This window comes from Actinoplanes sichuanensis (assembly GCF_033097365.1).
Classification (GTDB): domain Bacteria; phylum Actinomycetota; class Actinomycetes; order Mycobacteriales; family Micromonosporaceae; genus Actinoplanes; species Actinoplanes sichuanensis.
The window spans coordinates 9,442,968-9,459,474 of the sequence record NZ_AP028461.1 but is presented as its reverse complement, the minus strand read 5'-3'; the positions used below and the strand labels follow the sequence as shown (position 1 = coordinate 9,459,474).

The following is a 16,507-nucleotide window of genomic DNA, read 5'->3' as shown; positions in this document are numbered from 1 at the left end:
GGGCGGGCCCTACGACTTGTCTGGATTGATCTTGGCGACGGTGGGGTTTGCTGGTGGGGGCGTGATCGTGGGGCGTGGTGACTCGCCGTTGCCGTTCTTGCGCTTCGCCGGCGCCCGCCCGGTGGGCCGTGCGGCAGCGGCGATCTCCGGATCGACGACGGCGGACGTTGCCGGCTTCGGCGAGGTGCCGGGCTTCGGGGTGCCGGATGCGCCGGGCTTCGCGATAGGGGGTGCGGTCGGCTTCGGCGCGGCGGATGCGGTCGGTTTCGGCGGGACCGGGGGTGCGGCGGGCTTCGGCGGGACGGAGGCCCGCTGTGCCGGCATCGCGCGTCCGGCGATCCGGTCCTTCGGCTCGGCGGCCGAGTTCGGCGGGCCGGACGGCAGGGCGGGCTGCTCGCGCCGTTCGAGGCGGTTGCGACGACCCTTCGCTATTCCGACAGTCAGAGCCGAGCCACCGAGCCCGGCCAGAACGGCATAGGGCGCGATCAGGTACGCCGACTCGATCGGACCCATCGCCTCGGTCAAAAGTGGAGCGAGCATGAGGAACGAGAACGCCACCAGCAGTGGACCGACCGCGCCGGAGATCGCCGTACCGAGGCCGAGCTCACCCCGCCAGACCGCCGGAATCGCCGCGACCAGGCCGATGCCGAAGGCCGCGAACAGTGTCAGCAGAGCGCTCGGCCAGTAGATCCCGCCATACTGCACAGGGCTGACCGACTCGGCGAACTGCCAGCTGGTCAGATAGGTGGCGAAGTCGCGACCGGTGACCAACTCGGCCACCACTCCGGCGATCGCCAACGCCCACAGCCACAGCGCCGTCCCGATCAGGTTGGCCGCGACCGGTCCGGACGAGACCGCCCAGAACGCCACCACCAGCCCGGCCAGTAGACCGGCCGTCGCGTAACCGGCGGCCACCGCCTGTGGTGACAGCGCGCCCTCGCGGACCGCGTTCCGAGCCGGGAGCGCGACCAGCGCGACGATCACCAGCGCGCCGAGTGCGGAGGCGGTTGCCAGAGCGAATCGCCACAGCCCACGCCAACGATCCGAACGCTCGGCCCGCAGCCGCCCGGCGATCACCGCGCCGAGCACTGTCGCGCTCGCCGTGATCCAGGTGGCCCAGCCGAGACTGCCCAGCCAGACGCTGTCCGCTTCGGTCGCGCTGACCGGCCAGGCGATCACGCCCAGCCCATACCCGAGACCCAGTTGTGCGGCCCCGGCGCCGGCTGCGATCCCGGCCGCGGTGGCGGCTTGTGTTGTCCAGCCCTTCTCGGCCATGCCGCGCACTGTACTGCTCCTCGCCGATGTCTGGGAAATACGCTTTCCGCTGGTGGAAACCGTCCTGACCGAGCAAGATTCGGTACCTTGACGCTGCGATGAGCGCGGATGTACGGAGCGGAAGGAACCCGGCGATGCCCGAAGAGCACGATCCGGACCCGACGGCCGATCGTCCTGATTCAGGCGATGGTGACCGTGATGTGTGGACCGGGCGGGCCGGCGTGCGGCCGTACGGTGCGGTGCCACGGGATCGGTACGACCAGGAGGGCGACTGGGCCGACCCGGGACAGACCGAGCCGTCCGGGCATTGGTGGACTCCGATCGCGGTCGGCAGCGTCTCGTTGGTTCTGCTCGCGCTGCTCGGCTTCGGGATCATGGTGATCGTGCAGAATTCCGGCGACGACACCGAGACACCCGGGGACACGCCGACGGCCGCGCAGTTGCCCGCCGAGACGGGTGCCGGCGCGACCACACCGGCCGTGGCGACGACGGCAACCACAGTGCCGACGACGGACGCGGCCGATCCGGAGGTGAACGTGCCGGCTCTGCGTGGCATGCCTCTTGCCGACGCGCAGGCGGCACTGGAGCGGTCCGGTCTGGGTTGGCGGATCCTCCGCCGGGAGAGTGACGCCGAACCGGACACGGTGATCGACTGTGACCCCGCGGAAGGGCAGCAGGTGCCGTCCGACACCCGGGTGACCCTGATCGTCGCGTCGGCGAGGGCGGGCACGCCGACGTCGCCGGCGCCCGTGACTACCACGCCCTCGAACGGCGCTACCCGTTAGCGATTCGGAGTGCGGATCGTCCGCCCGGGGAGGACTCCCGGGCGAGTGGCCGGTTGACGGCCGTTACGTGCCCTGGGATCAGGGGCCTTTCCTACCGGGCGAAGCCCGTTGACCTGTACGAAGATGGATCGGCGCTCGACCGCGTCACCGGCCGAGTTGAGTTCGTAGCCGTCCAGCCAGACCCAGCCCTCGTAGGTCGGCCAGTCGTGCACCCGGATGACCCGGAACAACATCGGTGATGCGAACTGGACGCTTGCCGCCTTCGTCACGTGGATGACATCACCGGACCGAGGTAGAACCACGTCATCTCCTGCCCTGAGACTCGTGTGGGATGTGGATGGTGACAAGTGCATCAGTTTGCCTGTCTGATGCACGTTTGCAAGTCTTCGACGGATTTGACCATCGAAGGAGGTTGCGGAACGTCACTATCGCCGAACAGCCCCACCCGTGTCGGGGCAGAAGTCCACAGCGGACTGCCAATGGCTCGGCGCCCCGTGATGGACGTCGTATAGTGCCTTTTGTCGATTTTGACCGCATCCCTCAAGAACATTAAGTGACGCTAGCCATACGGAAAGATTGCACCACCAGTCCTGTCGATGCAAGTTGCATGTCACGCTTCCGTGATTCTCCGTGATCATCCACTGTGCTTGAACGATCATGAACGGGTCGGAAGACTGGGCGGGTGAATCGACGCCGCAGTCCCACCCTTCGTCGACGCCGCCTCGGTGTGGAACTGCGCAGACTGCGTGAGGCGGCCGGCGTGACCATCGACGTGGTGGCCGAACGGCTCGGCTGTTCGCCATCCAAGATATCCCGCATCGAAACCGGACATACCAGCGCCACGACGGCCGATGTAAGCGACATGTTGGCCTTTTATGGTGTGAATACGGACATTGCGGAAGGTCTCGTCGGAATTGCTCGTGATGCCCGTCAGCGAGGCTGGTGGCATCCCTATTCAACCGTCCTGAACAGCACTTATGTGGGCTTCGAGGCCGAAGCTAGATCAATTAGGACGTACGAGCAGCAAGTAATTCCGGGTCTATTGCAGACGGAGGACTATGCGCTCGCTCTCATTGGATCCGCCCGATGGGATGACACCGACCAGAGAATCGCGCAACGTGTCCGCGTCCGCATGCAACGCCAGTCGTTGTTGATTCAGGACGATCCAATCGATCTTTGGGTGGTGCTCGATGAAGCGGTGGTGAGTCGTCCGGTCGGTGGTGATGAGGTCATGCGTGAGCAGTTCCAACACCTGCTCGAGGTGACCCGTCTGCCGAACGTGACTCTCCAGATCCTGCCGTTCGCTGTCGGCGCACACGCCGCGATGGACGGCGCGTTCGCGATCCTCGACTTCCCCTCGGACGGTGACCCCGACCTGGTGTTCGCGGAAAATGCGGCCGGCGGGCTCTTCCTGGAGAAGGACGACGAGCTCCGTAAGTACCGGGAGGTGTTCGACACCATCCGGGCCGCCGCCCTCGATCCGGAGTCGTCCAGCGAGATGATCAAAGTGCTGGTAGAGGAGCCATTGTGGAAATCGAGGCGAAGGGCCTCCGAGTCGATCTGAACCACGCACGGTGGTTCAAGAGCACGCGAAGCGGCCCCAACTGCGACAACTGTGTCGAGGTCGCATTCGTCGGTGAAGCGATCGCGGTGCGGGACTCGAAGAACCCGTCCGGACCTGCGCTGATCTTCACGACGGCCGAGTGGGACGCCTTCGTGGGCGGCGCCAAGGACGGCGAGTTCGACCTCTGAGAACGTCGGCGACGGCCGGCCCGGCGAGCGGATCGCACGGGCCGGCCGTTGCTATTTGCCCGATTCTGCCGTCGCTGAGTGCGACTCGCCTCGTTGAAGTGTCCGAGCGCGGACCGGACCGCGCTGTGGGCCGGGACACATCACCGGCTGGTTCTCAGCGCCGTCTCAGAACCTCTGGGACAGCGCTGATAGCCGGCCCGAACATAGGCAAGGCAGACAGATGACGATTGGTTCCGACAACCTCAGCAACGGTTCGTCGACGGCGCAGGACAGATTCAGCGGCGGGGTGAGCGCATACCGGCAGGGCCGGCGTGAGGCGCTCGGGTCCGACAACGACAGCGATCTGATGTCGCGTACCGCCGCGGGCCTGCCGACCCGGTCTCCCGGCCGGACGCACACCGGCATCGAGCCGTCCGGCTCGCTGGACCGCGCCTCGAAACTTCCGGCCCTCGACCTCCAGGGCCTGAGCGACCCGGTCTTCGCGGCCGGCTGGGCCGACTCGTCGAGCCAGTCGATGGCCGACCACCCGCTGCTACGTGGCCTCCTGCTGGAACTGCCCGCCCGCGGCACCCTGCCGCCGTCCGAGTGGCTGGACCGCTGGTTCGAGGCGGCGCGCTCCATTCTGGAGCTTCTTTACGTTCAAGAGGCAAAAAAGCACTAGGGGTACGGCCTACGCCCGCTCTCCGCGGTCGGCTCGAAGTCGACCGGCTGTTGCGAGGCGGTCAGCAGCGCCGACCGGGGTACCGGCCAGGGTGTCAGTCAGCGGGTGCCGATCGGGGGTGCCGATCGAGGTGCCGGTCAGCGGGCGCCGACCGGGGTGCGGTCTCGGTCTCGCCTCAGGGGTGCCATCGCCAGCGGGGCCAGGCGGCTGTGCCGGAGCGCGGCGCGGATGCCGATCACGGCCACCGCCAGCACGATCGCGATCGCGGTGATGCCGGCTGTCGCGGTGGCCTGGCCACCGGGCAGCGCCACCAGGCCGGCGGCGATCGGCAGACCGACCAGCGCGGCCAGGCCGGTGACCTGAAGCGGCGCGGCCAGCAGCGGATGCGCGGCGGCGGCTCGGAGAGCCGGCGGCACCGGCGTGCGTGGCGCGGTGGAGAACGCGCCCGCTCCGCGCCGGACCAGACCGAGGCGGCGCACGGTCGCGGTCAGCACGAGCAGGGCCGGAACGGCCGGAAGCAGCGCGGCCGTCGGCGCCGCCGAGACGCCCGGCACCAGGCCGGAGACCAGTGGCACCGCGGCGAACACCGCGACGCCCGCGCCGACCAGCGCGGAGAGCAACCCGGCCCGGCGCCGCATCTGGCGCGCGTTGCCGGAGGTGGGCATGCCGTCCGCCAATAGCCCGGCTGCGAGCCAGACCGCGGCGAGGGTGCCGATCAGGATGACGTCCACAGCGGTGTTCACATCGACAGCGTTCACCGTTTGTGACGGTTGCGAAACCGGGATATGCCCGGACGCGTGACCCCTACGGGTGCGGTATCACCTTGTGTGCACGGAGAATCGCAGTCCGTAGAGGATGTCGCGGACTATGTGGACAAATATGGTCGGTCAGTAAGTGATCTGTGACACGCTGTCGGAAAGAAGATCCGAAAGCTCAGACGGCGAACTCGGCCACCGGCACGGTCGCCGGGGCCGGTGGGGTCGCCTTCCACAGGCCGAGCTTCTGCGCGCCGAGCCGGCTCAGGTAGGCCGGGTTCAGCAGGATGTACCGCTTCCACAGCCGCTTGGGCTCCAGGCCGAGACGCCACAGCCACTCCAGCGCGTACTTCTGCATCCACGCCGGCGGGTTCTTGAGCAGGCCGGCGTGATAGTCGAACGCCGCACCCACGGCCAGCAGCGGCATGTCCAGTAGCGGCCGCATGGCGTAGGTGAAGACCTCCTGCCGAGGGCACCCGAGCCCGACCAGGACCACCCGGGCACCGGAGGCCTTGATCCGCTCGGCGATCGCCTCCGGCTCACCGGGCTGCGACTTCCGGAATTTCGAGGCCTCCACGCCGGCGATCTTCAGAGCCGGGAACATCCCCTGTAGGGCGGGCACCAGCCGTTCGAGAGTCGGCTCAGTGGAGCCATACAGATAAACCGGCAGACCTTCGGCGGCGGCCTGCTCGACCACCTTCAGGGTCAGGGTCGGCCCGTACACCCGATCGGTGAGGCCGGCCCCGTGCAACAGATTCAGCGCCCACCGAACCGGCTGCCCATCCGGGGTAACGAGATCGAAGGAGTTGAGCCGGGCATTGTGTGCCGGATCCTCGACACCGGTCATCACACCGTGCACGGCCAGAGCGGTGACCGCGAACGGCCGCTGCTCCCGTGCGGCCTCGATGATCCGAGCCGTAGCAGTCGCGTAGTCAGTCGCATCCACAAGCACACCGAGAACGTTGCGCTTGCCCTGCTCCACACCAGCACCAGTCGCCGTCACGACCGCACCCCACCCTGAAGACCGAATAAAGCCGGGAGCATAGCGCTCCCATCACCTTCACCCGAAAGGCGACGAAGCCTCATGCCCGAACCCGGGACACGTAGCCGTACCCCTAACGTGGTTAACAGCAACGGCGCGCAGAGGTAACCGCGACCAGCCCACCCGCCGCGCCCACCGCCCGAACCGCGACCAGACAACCTGCCGCGCCCACCGCCCGAACCGCGACCAGACAACCTGCCGCGCCCACCGCCCGAACCGCGACCAGACAACCTGCCGCGCCCACCGCCCGAACCGCGACCAGACAACCTGCCGCGCCCACCGCCCGAACCGCGACCAACCCACCCGCCGCGCCCACCGTGATGCGGGGTCTCCGGGGGCTCGGCCCCCGGAGCAGAAAAGACGAGGGCGACCACGGTCCGCGCTTTCCGCGGACAGGGTCGCCCAATTCGCACTCGTGGGGATGGGGGGAGTTGAACCCCCACGTCCTTTCGGACACACGGACCTGAACCGTGCGCGTCTGCCATTCCGCCACATCCCCATGTGACTTGCCTCCAAGATCATACATCTGACCTTTTCGGCTGAAGCCGGCCGGTTGGGCCTGCTTCTTGTTACTCGCTGCGACAGACTACGCTGTCGCACGTCACCTAGCGAGTTGATATCGCCCTGGCAACGGAGGAAACACTAGCACGGCGTTCCAGGGCGCCATACGAGGGTCAGAAGTGCCGGCTGCTCTTGGGCTACAGATGCGCAAGCGGTCGCCGGATACCATCATGTCCTCGGAACCCGAGGAGGAGCCGGTGAGCGTGCTGCAGCGCTTTGAGAAGCGATTGGAAGGCCTGGTCGAAGGGGCCTTCGCCAAGGTCTTCAAGGGTGTCGTGCACCCTGTGGAGATTCTGAATGCCATGCAGCGGGAGGCCGAGGCGCACAAGGCCATCCTGGCCGGTGGTCGCACTCTCGTGCCCAACCGTTACGTGATCGATCTGTCGCCCTACGACCACAGTCGGCTGGCGCCGTATGCCGCCGCGCTGGCGCAGGAGTTGGCGCAGTCCCAGGCCGAGTTCATCGGCGAGCAGGCCTGGACGGTGTATGGCGATGTGATCGTCGAGATCGAGCGGGGCGACGGCCTGGACACGGGCATGTTCCGTGTCACCGCGGAGGTGTACACGGGTGGCGAGGTCGCCCCGGTGCAGCAGCCCGCGTATGACGCCGGCCCGCAGTACTCGCCCTACGACCAGCAGGGTGGTGGCTACCAGCAGCATCACCACGGCGGGCCGCGCAGTGTGGGTCTGGTCTCCGGTGACGGGCGGACCTACCCGCTGCAGATGGGTTCGACGGTGATCGGTCGTGGCGATCAGGCGAACCTGCGTCTGCCCGACGTCGGCATCTCGCGCCGGCACGCCCGGCTGGACTACGACGGCAACCAGGTCGTGTTGACCGATCTGGGCTCGACCAACGGCACCATGGTCAACGGTCAGCGAGTGTCCGCCGTCGCGCTGAACCCGGGCGACATGATCCAGCTCGGGACCACGACGCTCACCTTCCGAGTGGACGGCTAGCGACCTTGCCCGAATTCGTCCTCACCGTCGCCCGGTTCGGATTTCTCATCCTTCTGTGGATCTTCGTGTTCACGGTTGTCGGGGTGATCCGGCGGGATCTCTTCGCGGGCGGCCGGACCAAGAGCATCGTCGCCAGCCCTCGGGGGGTGGGTGGCGCGGTGCTGCAGGGCCGGCCGGCGAAGGTGAAACGCGGTAAGGCAGCGCGGCAACTGGTCGTGACTGCCGGCAACCTGGCCGGCACGAGGATCACTCTCGGTGAAGCCCCGATCACGATCGGGCGGGCCGAGGATTCGACGCTGGTCATCACCGATGACTTCGCGTCGGCCCGGCACGCCCGCCTGGTGCCTCGCGAGGGCCAGTGGTTCGTCGAGGACCTCGGCTCGACCAACGGCACCTACCTTGATCGCGGTAAGGTCTCCGGACCCACTCCAGTCCCCCTTGGCGTTCCGATCCGGATCGGGCGCACTTCCCTCGAGTTACGGCCATGACCCTGACCCTGCGCTATGCCGCTCAGAGCGACCGCGGTCTGATCCGAGACCTGAACCAGGACTCCGTCTACGCCGGGCCGCGACTTCTCGCTGTCGCGGACGGCATGGGCGGTATGGCCGCTGGTGACGTCGCGTCCAACATCGTCATCGCTGCGATGGCCCATCTCGACGACGACGTCCCCGGGGACGCCATGGTCGATGCCCTGCGGCACGCCGTCGGGACAGCCAATCAGCAGCTCCGGGACACCGTCGACGCCAACCCTCAGCTGGAGGGGATGGGGACCACGCTCACCGCGGTCCTCTTCTCCGGCAGCAAGTTCGGGATGGTGCACATCGGCGACTCCCGGGCCTACCTTCTGCGCAAGGGTGAGTTCGCGCAGATCACCAAGGACGACACGTACGTCCAGATGCTGGTCGACGAGGGCCGGGTCAGTCCGGAGGAGGCGAGCAGCCATCCGCAACGCTCGCTGCTCACCCGTGCGCTGGACGGCCGCGACATCGACCCGGAGTACTCGGTTCGCCAGGTGCTCAAGGGCGACCGCTACCTGATCTGCAGCGACGGGCTCTCCGGCGTGGTCAGCGGCGAGACCATCGGGCAGACCATGCGCGAGCTCGCCGACCCGAAGGCCTGCGTCGAGCGGCTGGTGCAGTTGGCGCTGCGCGGCGGTGGGCCGGACAACATCACGGTCATCATCGCCGACGCCACCGATGCCGACATCATGGAGCAGGCGCCGATCGTCGGTGGCGCCGCGTCACTCGACCGGGGTAACACCACGGTCGCGGACAGTTCCACCTCGGCGGCGCGGGCCGCCGCGCTCAAGCCCCCGCCCCGCCCGGCCCAGCCCGAGCCGTCCGGTGGCTACGAGCGTGACGCGGAGCCGGCTGGACACCCGGTCCGGACGACGCTGATGGTGCTGGCTCTGATCGCGGTGCTCGGCGGCGGCCTCTGGGTCGGCTGGCGGTACACCCAGAACCAGTACTACGTGGGTGCGAGCGAGCAGGGTCAGCTCGCCATCTTCCAGGGTGTGCCCGGCCAGATCGCCGGTCTCGACCTGTCGACGGTGAGCGAGACCAGCAACGTGCGCCTGGACGACCTGACGACGGCGGCCCAGGTGCGGGTCAAGGACGGCATCCACGCCAAGAATCAGACCGACGCCCGGACCATCCTGGCCGACCTGACCAGCGACGAGCCGTCGAACTCGAACCTCAAGCCGATCTGCACCGTCGCCGGTACGACGCCATCGACCGCGGCTTCGCCGAGTTTGGCGCCGAAACCGAGCGGGTCCGCCTCCGCTCCGGCTGCTTCCGAAAGTGCTCCGCCGGCGGTCGATCCGGTCGGGTGCCGGACCGTCGACTGAGCACGGCCTACAGTCTGGGGAAGATTCTTGACCGCGTCCGCCGTACCGGCTGCACCGCCCGCTTCCACGGGCGAGATGTCGCGTATCCGGGGATTGAAGACACGCCGCAACGCCGAACTCGGACTGCTGGTGTTCGCCATGCTGCTCGTCGCCGCGTTCGGTGCGACGGTGGAGGCCAACCAGTTCGACGAGATCCGGCCGAACTTCTGGGTGCCGGCCGGACTGATCGGCATCCTCTTCTTCGGCCTGCACATGGTGGTGCGGTTCACCGCGCCGTTCGCCGACCCGGTACTGCTTCCGTCGGTGGCACTGATCAACGGCATCGGTGTGGCGTTCCTACGCCGTCTCGACCTCGAGAATGCGATCGCCAACGAGCGGGCCATCCCGGGATTCTTCGCCGAGACCAGTGGCCGCCAGTTGGCCTGGACGCTGCTGTCGCTGATCCTGGCGGCGGTGCTGCTCCTGCTGCTGCGCGACCACCGGGTGGTGTCCCGGTACGCGTACACCCTGGGTCTTGTCGGCATCGTGCTGATGATGATTCCGGCGGTCCTGCCCGCCAGCATCTCCGAGGTGAACGGCGCGAAGCTGTGGATTCGCATCGGTTCGGTCTCGATCCAGCCGGGCGAGTTCGCCAAGCTGGCTCTGGTGTCGTTCTTCGCCTACTACCTGGTCCGTAAGCGTGAGGTTCTGTCACTGGCCAGCCACCGGGTGCTCGGCGTCGACTTCCCGCGTGGCCGCGACCTCGGCCCGGTTCTGACGGTGTGGCTGTTCAGCCTCCTGGTGTTGGTCTTCGAGAAGGACCTCGGCACCGCACTGCTCTACTTCGGCCTTTTCGTCGTCACCCTCTACGTCGCCACCGAACGATCCAGTTGGCTGATCATCGGCCTGGTCCTGTTCTTCGGCGGCGTCTACGTCGCCTATCTGCTCGGTGACGTGGTGGGCGGTCCGTTCGCGAACTTCTACGACCGGGCCGAGATCTGGCTCGACCCGTTCTCCCAGAAGAACTACGAGCGGGAGAGCGGGAACAGTTACCAGCTGGTCCAGGGTCTGCTGGGCCTGGGCACCGGTGGTCTGTTCGGCACCGGGCCGGGAGCCGGCTCGCCGTTCAAGGTGCCCGAGGTCCGTACCGACTTCATCTTCGCCGGCCTCGGTGAGGAGATCGGCCTGTTCGGCCTGGCCGCCCTGCTGATCATCTACCTGTTGATCGTGGAGCGCGGCCTGCACGCGGCACTGGCGGTGCGTGACTCGTTCGGCAAGCTGGTCGCCGGTGGTCTCGCCTTCACTCTCGGCCTCCAGGTCTTCGTGATCCTCGGCGGCATCACCGGCCTGATCCCGCTGACCGGCCAGACCACCCCGTTCCTCTCCGCAGGTGGCTCCTCGCTGATGGCGAACTGGTTGCTGATCGCCATGCTGCTACGGATCTCCGACGCGGCACGCCGACCGGCGAACACGCCGGCGGAACGAGCCAGCGGACCGAAGAAGGCCCCCACCCAACTGCACGGCGCGATGACGGAGGTGATCAAGCCGTGAACGCACCTCTCCGACGTGCCGGTGTCGTCATCCTCGTCCTGTTCGCGCTGATCTTCGGCAAGCTGAACTGGGTTCAGGCGTACAAGGCCGACGAGTACCGCAACGATGCCCGCAACAAGCGCGTCCAGATCGCCGAGTACGAACGGCCCCGCGGCGTGATCCAGGCGGCCGGCGGCGAGACCCTGGCCCAGAACACCGAGACCGACGGTGAGCTCAAGTACCAGCGGATCTACCCGAAGAAGGAGATCTACGCGCCGGTGCTCGGCTACAAGGCGGTCAACATGGCCGCGGTCGGCGTCGAGGAATTCGAGAACGACATCCTCTCCGGCTCCAGCGACAAGCTCTTCGCGGACCGGCTCAGCGACATGTTCACCGGTGACAAGACCGGTGGCGGCAACATCGTGCTGTCGTTGATCCCGCGCGCGCAGGAGGTCGCCTGGAAGCAGATGACCAACAACCAGCGGGACGTGACGAAGGGCGCGGCGGTCGCGATCGACCCGAACACGGGCGCGATCCAGGCGATGGTCTCGATGCCGAGTTACGACCCGAACCCGCTGGCCAGCCACGACGACAAGGTCGCGTTCGAGGCGTATAAGAAGCTCAACGCCGACAAGGACCAGCCGATGCTGAACCGGGCGGTGGCGAACACCCTGCCACCCGGCTCGGTCTTCAAGGTGATCATCTCGGCGGCCGCGCTGGAGAACAACTACACCCTCGACACCCAGATCCCGGCGGGCAGCGTCTACCAGGAGGGCGGCGCCACGATCCGCAACTCCGAGGACGAGGTGTGCCCCGGCAGTGAGATCACTCTCAAGGACGCGCTGACCACGAGCTGTAACACCGGCTTCTCGAAGCTCGGCGTGAAGCTCGGCCGTGATGTGGTAATCAACACAGCCAAGGAGTGGGGCTTCGAGGACGAGGCGCTCCACATCGGCGAGCCGGAGACCGCTGACAAGGGCATGCCGGTGGCGGCCAGCCGGACCGGTGCCATCGCCAACGAGGACGGCAGCGTCGACAAGTCCGCGCTCGCCCAGTCGTCGCTCGGTCAGCGTGACGTCCGGATGACCCCGCTGCAGGGCGCGCTGATGGCCGCCACGGTGGCCAACAGCGGCAAGCAGATGCAGCCCTACCTGGTGCAACAGCAGCTCGACTCGGACCGCCGGACGATCTACACGGCCAAGCCGAAGACCCTCCGCGAACCCACCAGCGCCGGCGTCGCCGAGGGTCTCAAAGAGATGATGATCAGCGTCGTCGAGAACGGCACCGGCAAGAACGCCAGGATCAGTGGCTTCACCGTCGGAGGCAAGACCGGTACCGCGCAGAACGCCGAAGGCGCGGACCCGCACGGGTGGTTCATCGGCTTCGCGTACGACGAGGACGGTAAGGCGGTGTCCGCGGTGTGCGTCATGCTGGAGAACGTGCCCGGCGGTCACGCCAGTGCCGAGGCAGCCCGGATCGCCGGGCTCATCATGAAGGCCGCCGCGGGCCGGGGAGGGGACTGACATGATCCGGCCGGGGGTCATGCTCGGTGGGCGATACCGCTTGGAGGAGCGGATCGCCGGTGGCGGCATGGGCGATGTCTGGCGCGGCACGGACGATGTGCTGGGCCGGACCGTCGCGGTCAAGATCCTGCTGCCCGCGCTGCTCGACGAGCCGGGCTTCGCCGAGCGGTTCCGCGGCGAGGCGCGGACCATGGCCACCATCAATCACCCCGGTGTCGTCGACGTCTACGACTACGGCAGTGACCAGCAGATCGCGTTCCTGGTCATGGAGTATGTCGAGGGCGACGCCCTCTCCCGGACGCTGAGCCGGGTCGGCCGGCTGACCCCGGCCCGGACCATGGCGCTTGTCGCGCAGGCCGCCGACGCGTTGCAGGCGGCACACGGCAACGGCATCGTTCACCGAGACGTCAAACCAGGCAATCTTCTGGTACGGCCGAACGGCACCCTGGTCCTCACCGACTTCGGCATCGCCCGTTCCGCACTCGTCGGACAGCTCACCGTCGCGGGCGCGGTGCTCGGCACGGCCTCCTACATCTCCCCCGAGCAGGCCGCCGGTGACGTCGCGACCGCGGCCTCCGATGTGTACGCTCTCGGCGTCGTCGCCTATCAGTGCCTCTCCGGCCATCGCCCGTTCGACGGGGCCACCCCGATCGAGATCGCGATGAAGCACGTCCGGGAGACCCCGCGACCACTGCCCGCCGACATCCCACCCGCGGTCCGCGCCATCGTCGAACGCGCCATGGCCAAGGACCCGGGGGCTCGCTGGCCCAGCGCCTCCGCGATGGCCGCGGTGGCCCGGCAGGCCGCATCCTCACTGACCACCGCACAGCAGCCGGTCGCCCCACAGTCCGCACCGCCGGTGCACAACTCGCGTCCGACGAGCGCGCCGCCGAACCGTCCGCAGTCGGGTGGACCCACCTCGGGTGCCGCGCGCGCCGCGGTGCCGAGGCCGGTGTCCGGTGCTCGTGGTGCGGCGTCGGTGCCGTCCGCGCCGCCGGTCTCCCAGCCGATGTCGCCGGCGCCTCCGCCGTACCGGCCGCAGTCGGGTCCGCCGATGAACACGTACCAACCGCAGCCCCCGGCCAAGCAGGAGAGTTCCTTCGGGCGCCAGGTGCTGGTGGTCCTTGCCGTGGTGCTGGCTCTGCTGGTGCTGCTCTGCGCCGGGGTCATCTCTTTCCTGTTACGACATGGCAACGGCAGCACCGCCTCAAGCAGCACGCTGGGTCATCACAGCAGCTCTGAGGCTATCCTCCGCTCGGGCGTGGTCGTCGACCCTGTGTCGGTGGCGTCGTACCGTCTTACAAAGGCCGATGCCCAGCTCGGCTGGATCCGACCGAACGAAGGACGACAGACGTTATGACGGCGCAGGCCCGCCTGCTCGGTGGCAGGTATCAGGTCGGCGAGCTGCTCGGATACGGCGGCATGGCCGAGGTGCACCGTGGGCGTGACCTGCGCCTCGGTCGCGACGTCGCCATCAAGATGCTGCGTACGGATCTGGCCCGGGACGCCACGTTCCAGGAGCGGTTCCGTCGTGAGGCACAGAACTCGGCCGCCCTGAACCACCCAGCGATCGTCGCCGTCTACGACACCGGCGAGGAGATCTCGGCCACCGGCGAGAAGCTGCCGTTCATCGTGATGGAGTTCGTCAACGGACGGACTCTGAAAGAGGTTCTCGCCCAGGAGCAGCGGCTGCAGCCACGCCGCGCCCTGGAGATCATCGCCGACATCTGCGCCGCGCTGGAGTTCAGCCACCGGCACGGGATCATCCACCGGGACATCAAGCCCGGCAACGTGATGATCACGCAGAACGGTCAGGTCAAGGTGATGGACTTCGGTATCGCCCGGGCCCTGGCCAGCGGCGCCACCACCATGACGCAGACCAGCGCGGTCATCGGCACCGCGCAGTATCTGTCGCCGGAGCAGGCGCGGGGCGAGTCGGTCGACGCGCGCTCCGATGTGTACGCGGCGGGCTGCGTCCTCTTCGAACTCGTCATCGGGCAGCCGCCGTTCGTCGGTGACAGCCCGGTCAGCGTGGCCTACCAGCACGTTCGTGAGGAGCCGCGGGTTCCCAGCTCGATCGTTCGCGACGTCCCGCCGGACATCGACGCGATCGTGCTGAAGGCGTTGGCCAAGAACCCGCTGAACCGCTACCAGAGCTCCCAGGAGATGCGCGCCGACGCGCTGCGTGCCGTCTCCGGCCGTCCGGTGATGGCCACCCCGGTGATGAATCAGGCCGAGACCGTGGCGCTGCAGGGCGGCCCGCACCAGTGGCCGCCGCAGGGCGCCACCACGATCCAGCGGCCGATCCCCGCGGCGATGGCCCCGCAGCGGCCGGAGAGCCGGTCGTCCTGGGTGATGGCCGTGGTCGCCGGTCTGGCGGTGCTCGTCGTGGTCGTGCTCGGTGTCGCCCTGGCGTCGTCGAAGAAGGACAACGACAACGACACCAGTGCGAACACGCCAACCGCCATCTCCATGCCGAAACTGGAGGGGCTGACACCCCAACAGGCCCAGGCCGAGCTCACCCGGCTCGGTCTCACCAACGTCAAGGCGCAGACGCCGGACACGGACAAGGACTGCGACGGCACGGTCACCGACCAGAACCCGGATCCCGGCACCAACCTGACCGCCACTGATCCGGTCACCTACAAGGTCTGCAACGCGCCGAAACCGGTGCAGGTGCCGGAAGGCCTGATCGGCAGCCCGCTCAGTGCGGTCCAGGCGCAACTGACCAGCCTCGGCCTGGAGGTCGAGGTCCAGAGGATCGACAGCGCCTCCGAGAAGGACCGGGTGCTGAAGGTCGAGAAGGCCGGACAAGAGGTCGATCTGGGTACCCAGATCACCGTGACCGTGTCCAACAACGCTCTGGTCAAGGTGCCGCTGGTCGAGAACAAGTCGCTCGAGGCCGCGCAGGCGCTGTTGGAAGCCTCGGACCTGGTCGCCGACCCGCAGTTCGTGCAGGCCGACGGCGATCCGGGCACCGTGATCAGCCAGGGTACGAAGGCGGGCAAGGAAGTCGCGCGCAACTCGACGATCAAGCTGACCGTGATCGCCGAGCCGGACCCGAACCCGAGCACCTCGGAGTCGACCGGCACCGGCGAGGGTGGCGGCGACGAACAACCCTGATCGACGGATACCACGAAGGCCGGCGCCCACCCGGGTGCCGGCCTTCGTCGTACCACCGGAAGCTTTTATGCAGTGGCGAAGGCCGACCGGCGGCGGATCTCGACCTCGGCGGCCAGTGCCGGAGCCTTCTCCAGCGCCGACGGCAGACCGCAGAACGCCAGCCAGTTCGCGAGCATGGTGTGGCCGCCTTCGGTCAGCACCGACTCGGGGTGGAACTGGACGCCCTCGATCGGCAGCTCGCGGTGGCGCATCGCCATCACGACACCCGAATCGGTCGTGCCGGTCACCTCGATCTCGGCGGGCAGTGTCTCCGGCAGGACCGCGAGCGAGTGGTAGCGGGTCGCAGTGAACGGGTCCGGCAGCCCGGCCAGCACCCCGGTCCCCTTGTGGTGCACCTCGGAGGTCTTGCCGTGCAGCAGCTCCGGCGCGCGGGTCACGGTGGCCCCGAAAGCGGCGCCGATCGCCTGATGGCCCAGGCAGACGCCGAACATCGGGATCTTCCCGGCGTACTCCCTGATCACGTCCATCATGATCCCGGCGCGGGTGGGCTCACCCGGGCCCGGTGAGAGCAGGATGCCCGCCGCGCCGAACCCGGCCACGTCGGCGACTGAGATCTCGTCGTTGCGGCGCACCTCGCACTCGGCACCGAGCTGACCCAGGTACTGAACCAGGTTGAAGACGAACGAGTCGTAGTTGTCGATCACGAGAATGCGCACGTC

16 protein-coding genes and 1 tRNA gene are annotated in these 16,507 nt (G+C 67.8%); 11 read left to right on the top strand and 6 right to left on the bottom strand.

The genetic code is table 11. The annotated features are described in order from the left end of the window. Positions 1–9 precede the first annotated feature (9 nt). Positions 10–1,275 (bottom strand): Hansenula MRAKII killer toxin-resistant protein 1, encoded by a 1,266-nt coding sequence (locus Q0Z83_RS43525; protein WP_317789324.1) that lies wholly within the window; start codon positions 1,273–1,275, stop codon positions 10–12. A gap of 134 nt (positions 1,276–1,409) precedes the next feature. On the opposite strand from Q0Z83_RS43525, the gene Q0Z83_RS43520 reads away from it, so the two are divergent. Continuing rightward, the gene (locus tag Q0Z83_RS43520) at positions 1,410–2,060 is read left to right on the top strand and encodes a PASTA domain-containing protein (protein ID WP_317789322.1); all 651 of its coding nucleotides are present in this window, start codon (positions 1,410–1,412) and stop codon (positions 2,058–2,060) included. On the opposite strand, the gene Q0Z83_RS43515 is transcribed toward Q0Z83_RS43520, so the two are convergent. Then, positions 2,057–2,362, bottom strand: coding sequence for a hypothetical protein (locus Q0Z83_RS43515; protein WP_378078448.1), 306 nt, complete (start codon positions 2,360–2,362; stop codon positions 2,057–2,059). The two genes, Q0Z83_RS43520 and Q0Z83_RS43515, sit on opposite strands and share 4 nt — an antisense overlap. Before the next feature lie 380 nt (positions 2,363–2,742). Between Q0Z83_RS43515 and Q0Z83_RS43510 the strand changes: the two genes are divergently transcribed. From Q0Z83_RS43510 to Q0Z83_RS43500, 3 genes are all read left to right on the top strand, one after another. Next, entirely contained in the window at positions 2,743–3,624 is an 882-nt protein-coding gene (locus Q0Z83_RS43510) for a helix-turn-helix domain-containing protein (RefSeq protein WP_317789320.1), read from the top strand. After that, positions 3,594–3,812 carry a DUF397 domain-containing protein gene (locus Q0Z83_RS43505; protein ID WP_378078467.1) on the top strand — a complete coding sequence of 73 codons (219 nt, stop codon included), beginning with the start codon at positions 3,594–3,596 and terminating at the stop codon, positions 3,810–3,812. The genes Q0Z83_RS43510 and Q0Z83_RS43505 overlap by 31 nt, the downstream gene beginning before the upstream one ends. 220 nt (positions 3,813–4,032) lie before the next feature. Then, positions 4,033–4,473: a hypothetical protein gene (locus Q0Z83_RS43500; RefSeq protein ID WP_317789318.1), complete on the top strand. Its 441-nt coding sequence runs from the start codon at positions 4,033–4,035 to the stop codon at positions 4,471–4,473. Between the two features lie 137 nt (positions 4,474–4,610). Here the strand turns inward: Q0Z83_RS43500 and Q0Z83_RS43495 are convergent, their stop codons facing one another. The 3 genes from Q0Z83_RS43495 to Q0Z83_RS43485 all read right to left on the bottom strand — a co-directional run bounded on the left by Q0Z83_RS43495 (position 4,611) and on the right by Q0Z83_RS43485 (position 6,769). Next, a complete protein-coding gene (locus tag Q0Z83_RS43495) occupies positions 4,611–5,231 on the bottom strand; it encodes a hypothetical protein (protein WP_317789317.1) in 621 nt (206 codons plus the stop codon). A 175-nt stretch (positions 5,232–5,406) separates the two neighbouring features. Next, positions 5,407–6,210 (bottom strand): WecB/TagA/CpsF family glycosyltransferase, encoded by an 804-nt coding sequence (locus Q0Z83_RS43490; RefSeq protein WP_317797292.1) that lies wholly within the window; start codon positions 6,208–6,210, stop codon positions 5,407–5,409. A gap of 476 nt (positions 6,211–6,686) precedes the next feature. Next, positions 6,687–6,769 (bottom strand) — tRNA-Leu (locus tag Q0Z83_RS43485). A gap of 232 nt (positions 6,770–7,001) precedes the next feature. On the opposite strand from Q0Z83_RS43485, the gene Q0Z83_RS43480 reads away from it, so the two are divergent. From Q0Z83_RS43480 to pknB, 7 genes are all read left to right on the top strand, one after another. Further along, the gene (locus Q0Z83_RS43480) at positions 7,002–7,787 is read left to right on the top strand and encodes an FhaA domain-containing protein (protein WP_093620829.1); all 786 of its coding nucleotides are present in this window, start codon (positions 7,002–7,004) and stop codon (positions 7,785–7,787) included. Positions 7,788–7,792: 5 nt separating this feature from the next. Then, a complete protein-coding gene (locus tag Q0Z83_RS43475) occupies positions 7,793–8,275 on the top strand; it encodes an FHA domain-containing protein FhaB/FipA (RefSeq protein WP_093620755.1) in 483 nt (160 codons plus the stop codon). After that, positions 8,272–9,633: a PP2C family protein-serine/threonine phosphatase gene (locus Q0Z83_RS43470; RefSeq protein WP_317789315.1), complete on the top strand. Its 1,362-nt coding sequence runs from the start codon at positions 8,272–8,274 to the stop codon at positions 9,631–9,633. The genes Q0Z83_RS43475 and Q0Z83_RS43470 overlap by 4 nt, the downstream gene beginning before the upstream one ends. A 75-nt stretch (positions 9,634–9,708) precedes the next feature. Further along, the gene (locus Q0Z83_RS43465) at positions 9,709–11,163 is read left to right on the top strand and encodes an FtsW/RodA/SpoVE family cell cycle protein (protein ID WP_378078449.1); all 1,455 of its coding nucleotides are present in this window, start codon (positions 9,709–9,711) and stop codon (positions 11,161–11,163) included. After that, positions 11,160–12,665: a peptidoglycan D,D-transpeptidase FtsI family protein gene (locus Q0Z83_RS43460; protein WP_317789312.1), complete on the top strand. Its 1,506-nt coding sequence runs from the start codon at positions 11,160–11,162 to the stop codon at positions 12,663–12,665. Before Q0Z83_RS43465 ends, Q0Z83_RS43460 begins: the two co-directional genes overlap by 4 nt. A gap of 1 nt (position 12,666) precedes the next feature. Then, entirely contained in the window at positions 12,667–14,025 is a 1,359-nt protein-coding gene (locus Q0Z83_RS43455) for a serine/threonine-protein kinase (RefSeq protein ID WP_317789311.1), read from the top strand. Next, positions 14,022–15,788: a Stk1 family PASTA domain-containing Ser/Thr kinase gene (pknB, locus tag Q0Z83_RS43450; protein WP_317789310.1), complete on the top strand. Its 1,767-nt coding sequence runs from the start codon at positions 14,022–14,024 to the stop codon at positions 15,786–15,788. Before Q0Z83_RS43455 ends, pknB begins: the two co-directional genes overlap by 4 nt. A gap of 65 nt (positions 15,789–15,853) precedes the next feature. Here the strand turns inward: pknB and Q0Z83_RS43445 are convergent, their stop codons facing one another. Continuing rightward, the gene (locus Q0Z83_RS43445; RefSeq protein ID WP_317789309.1) at positions 15,854–16,504 is read right to left on the bottom strand and encodes an aminodeoxychorismate/anthranilate synthase component II; all 651 of its coding nucleotides are present in this window, start codon (positions 16,502–16,504) and stop codon (positions 15,854–15,856) included. Positions 16,505–16,507: the final 3 nt, after the last annotated feature.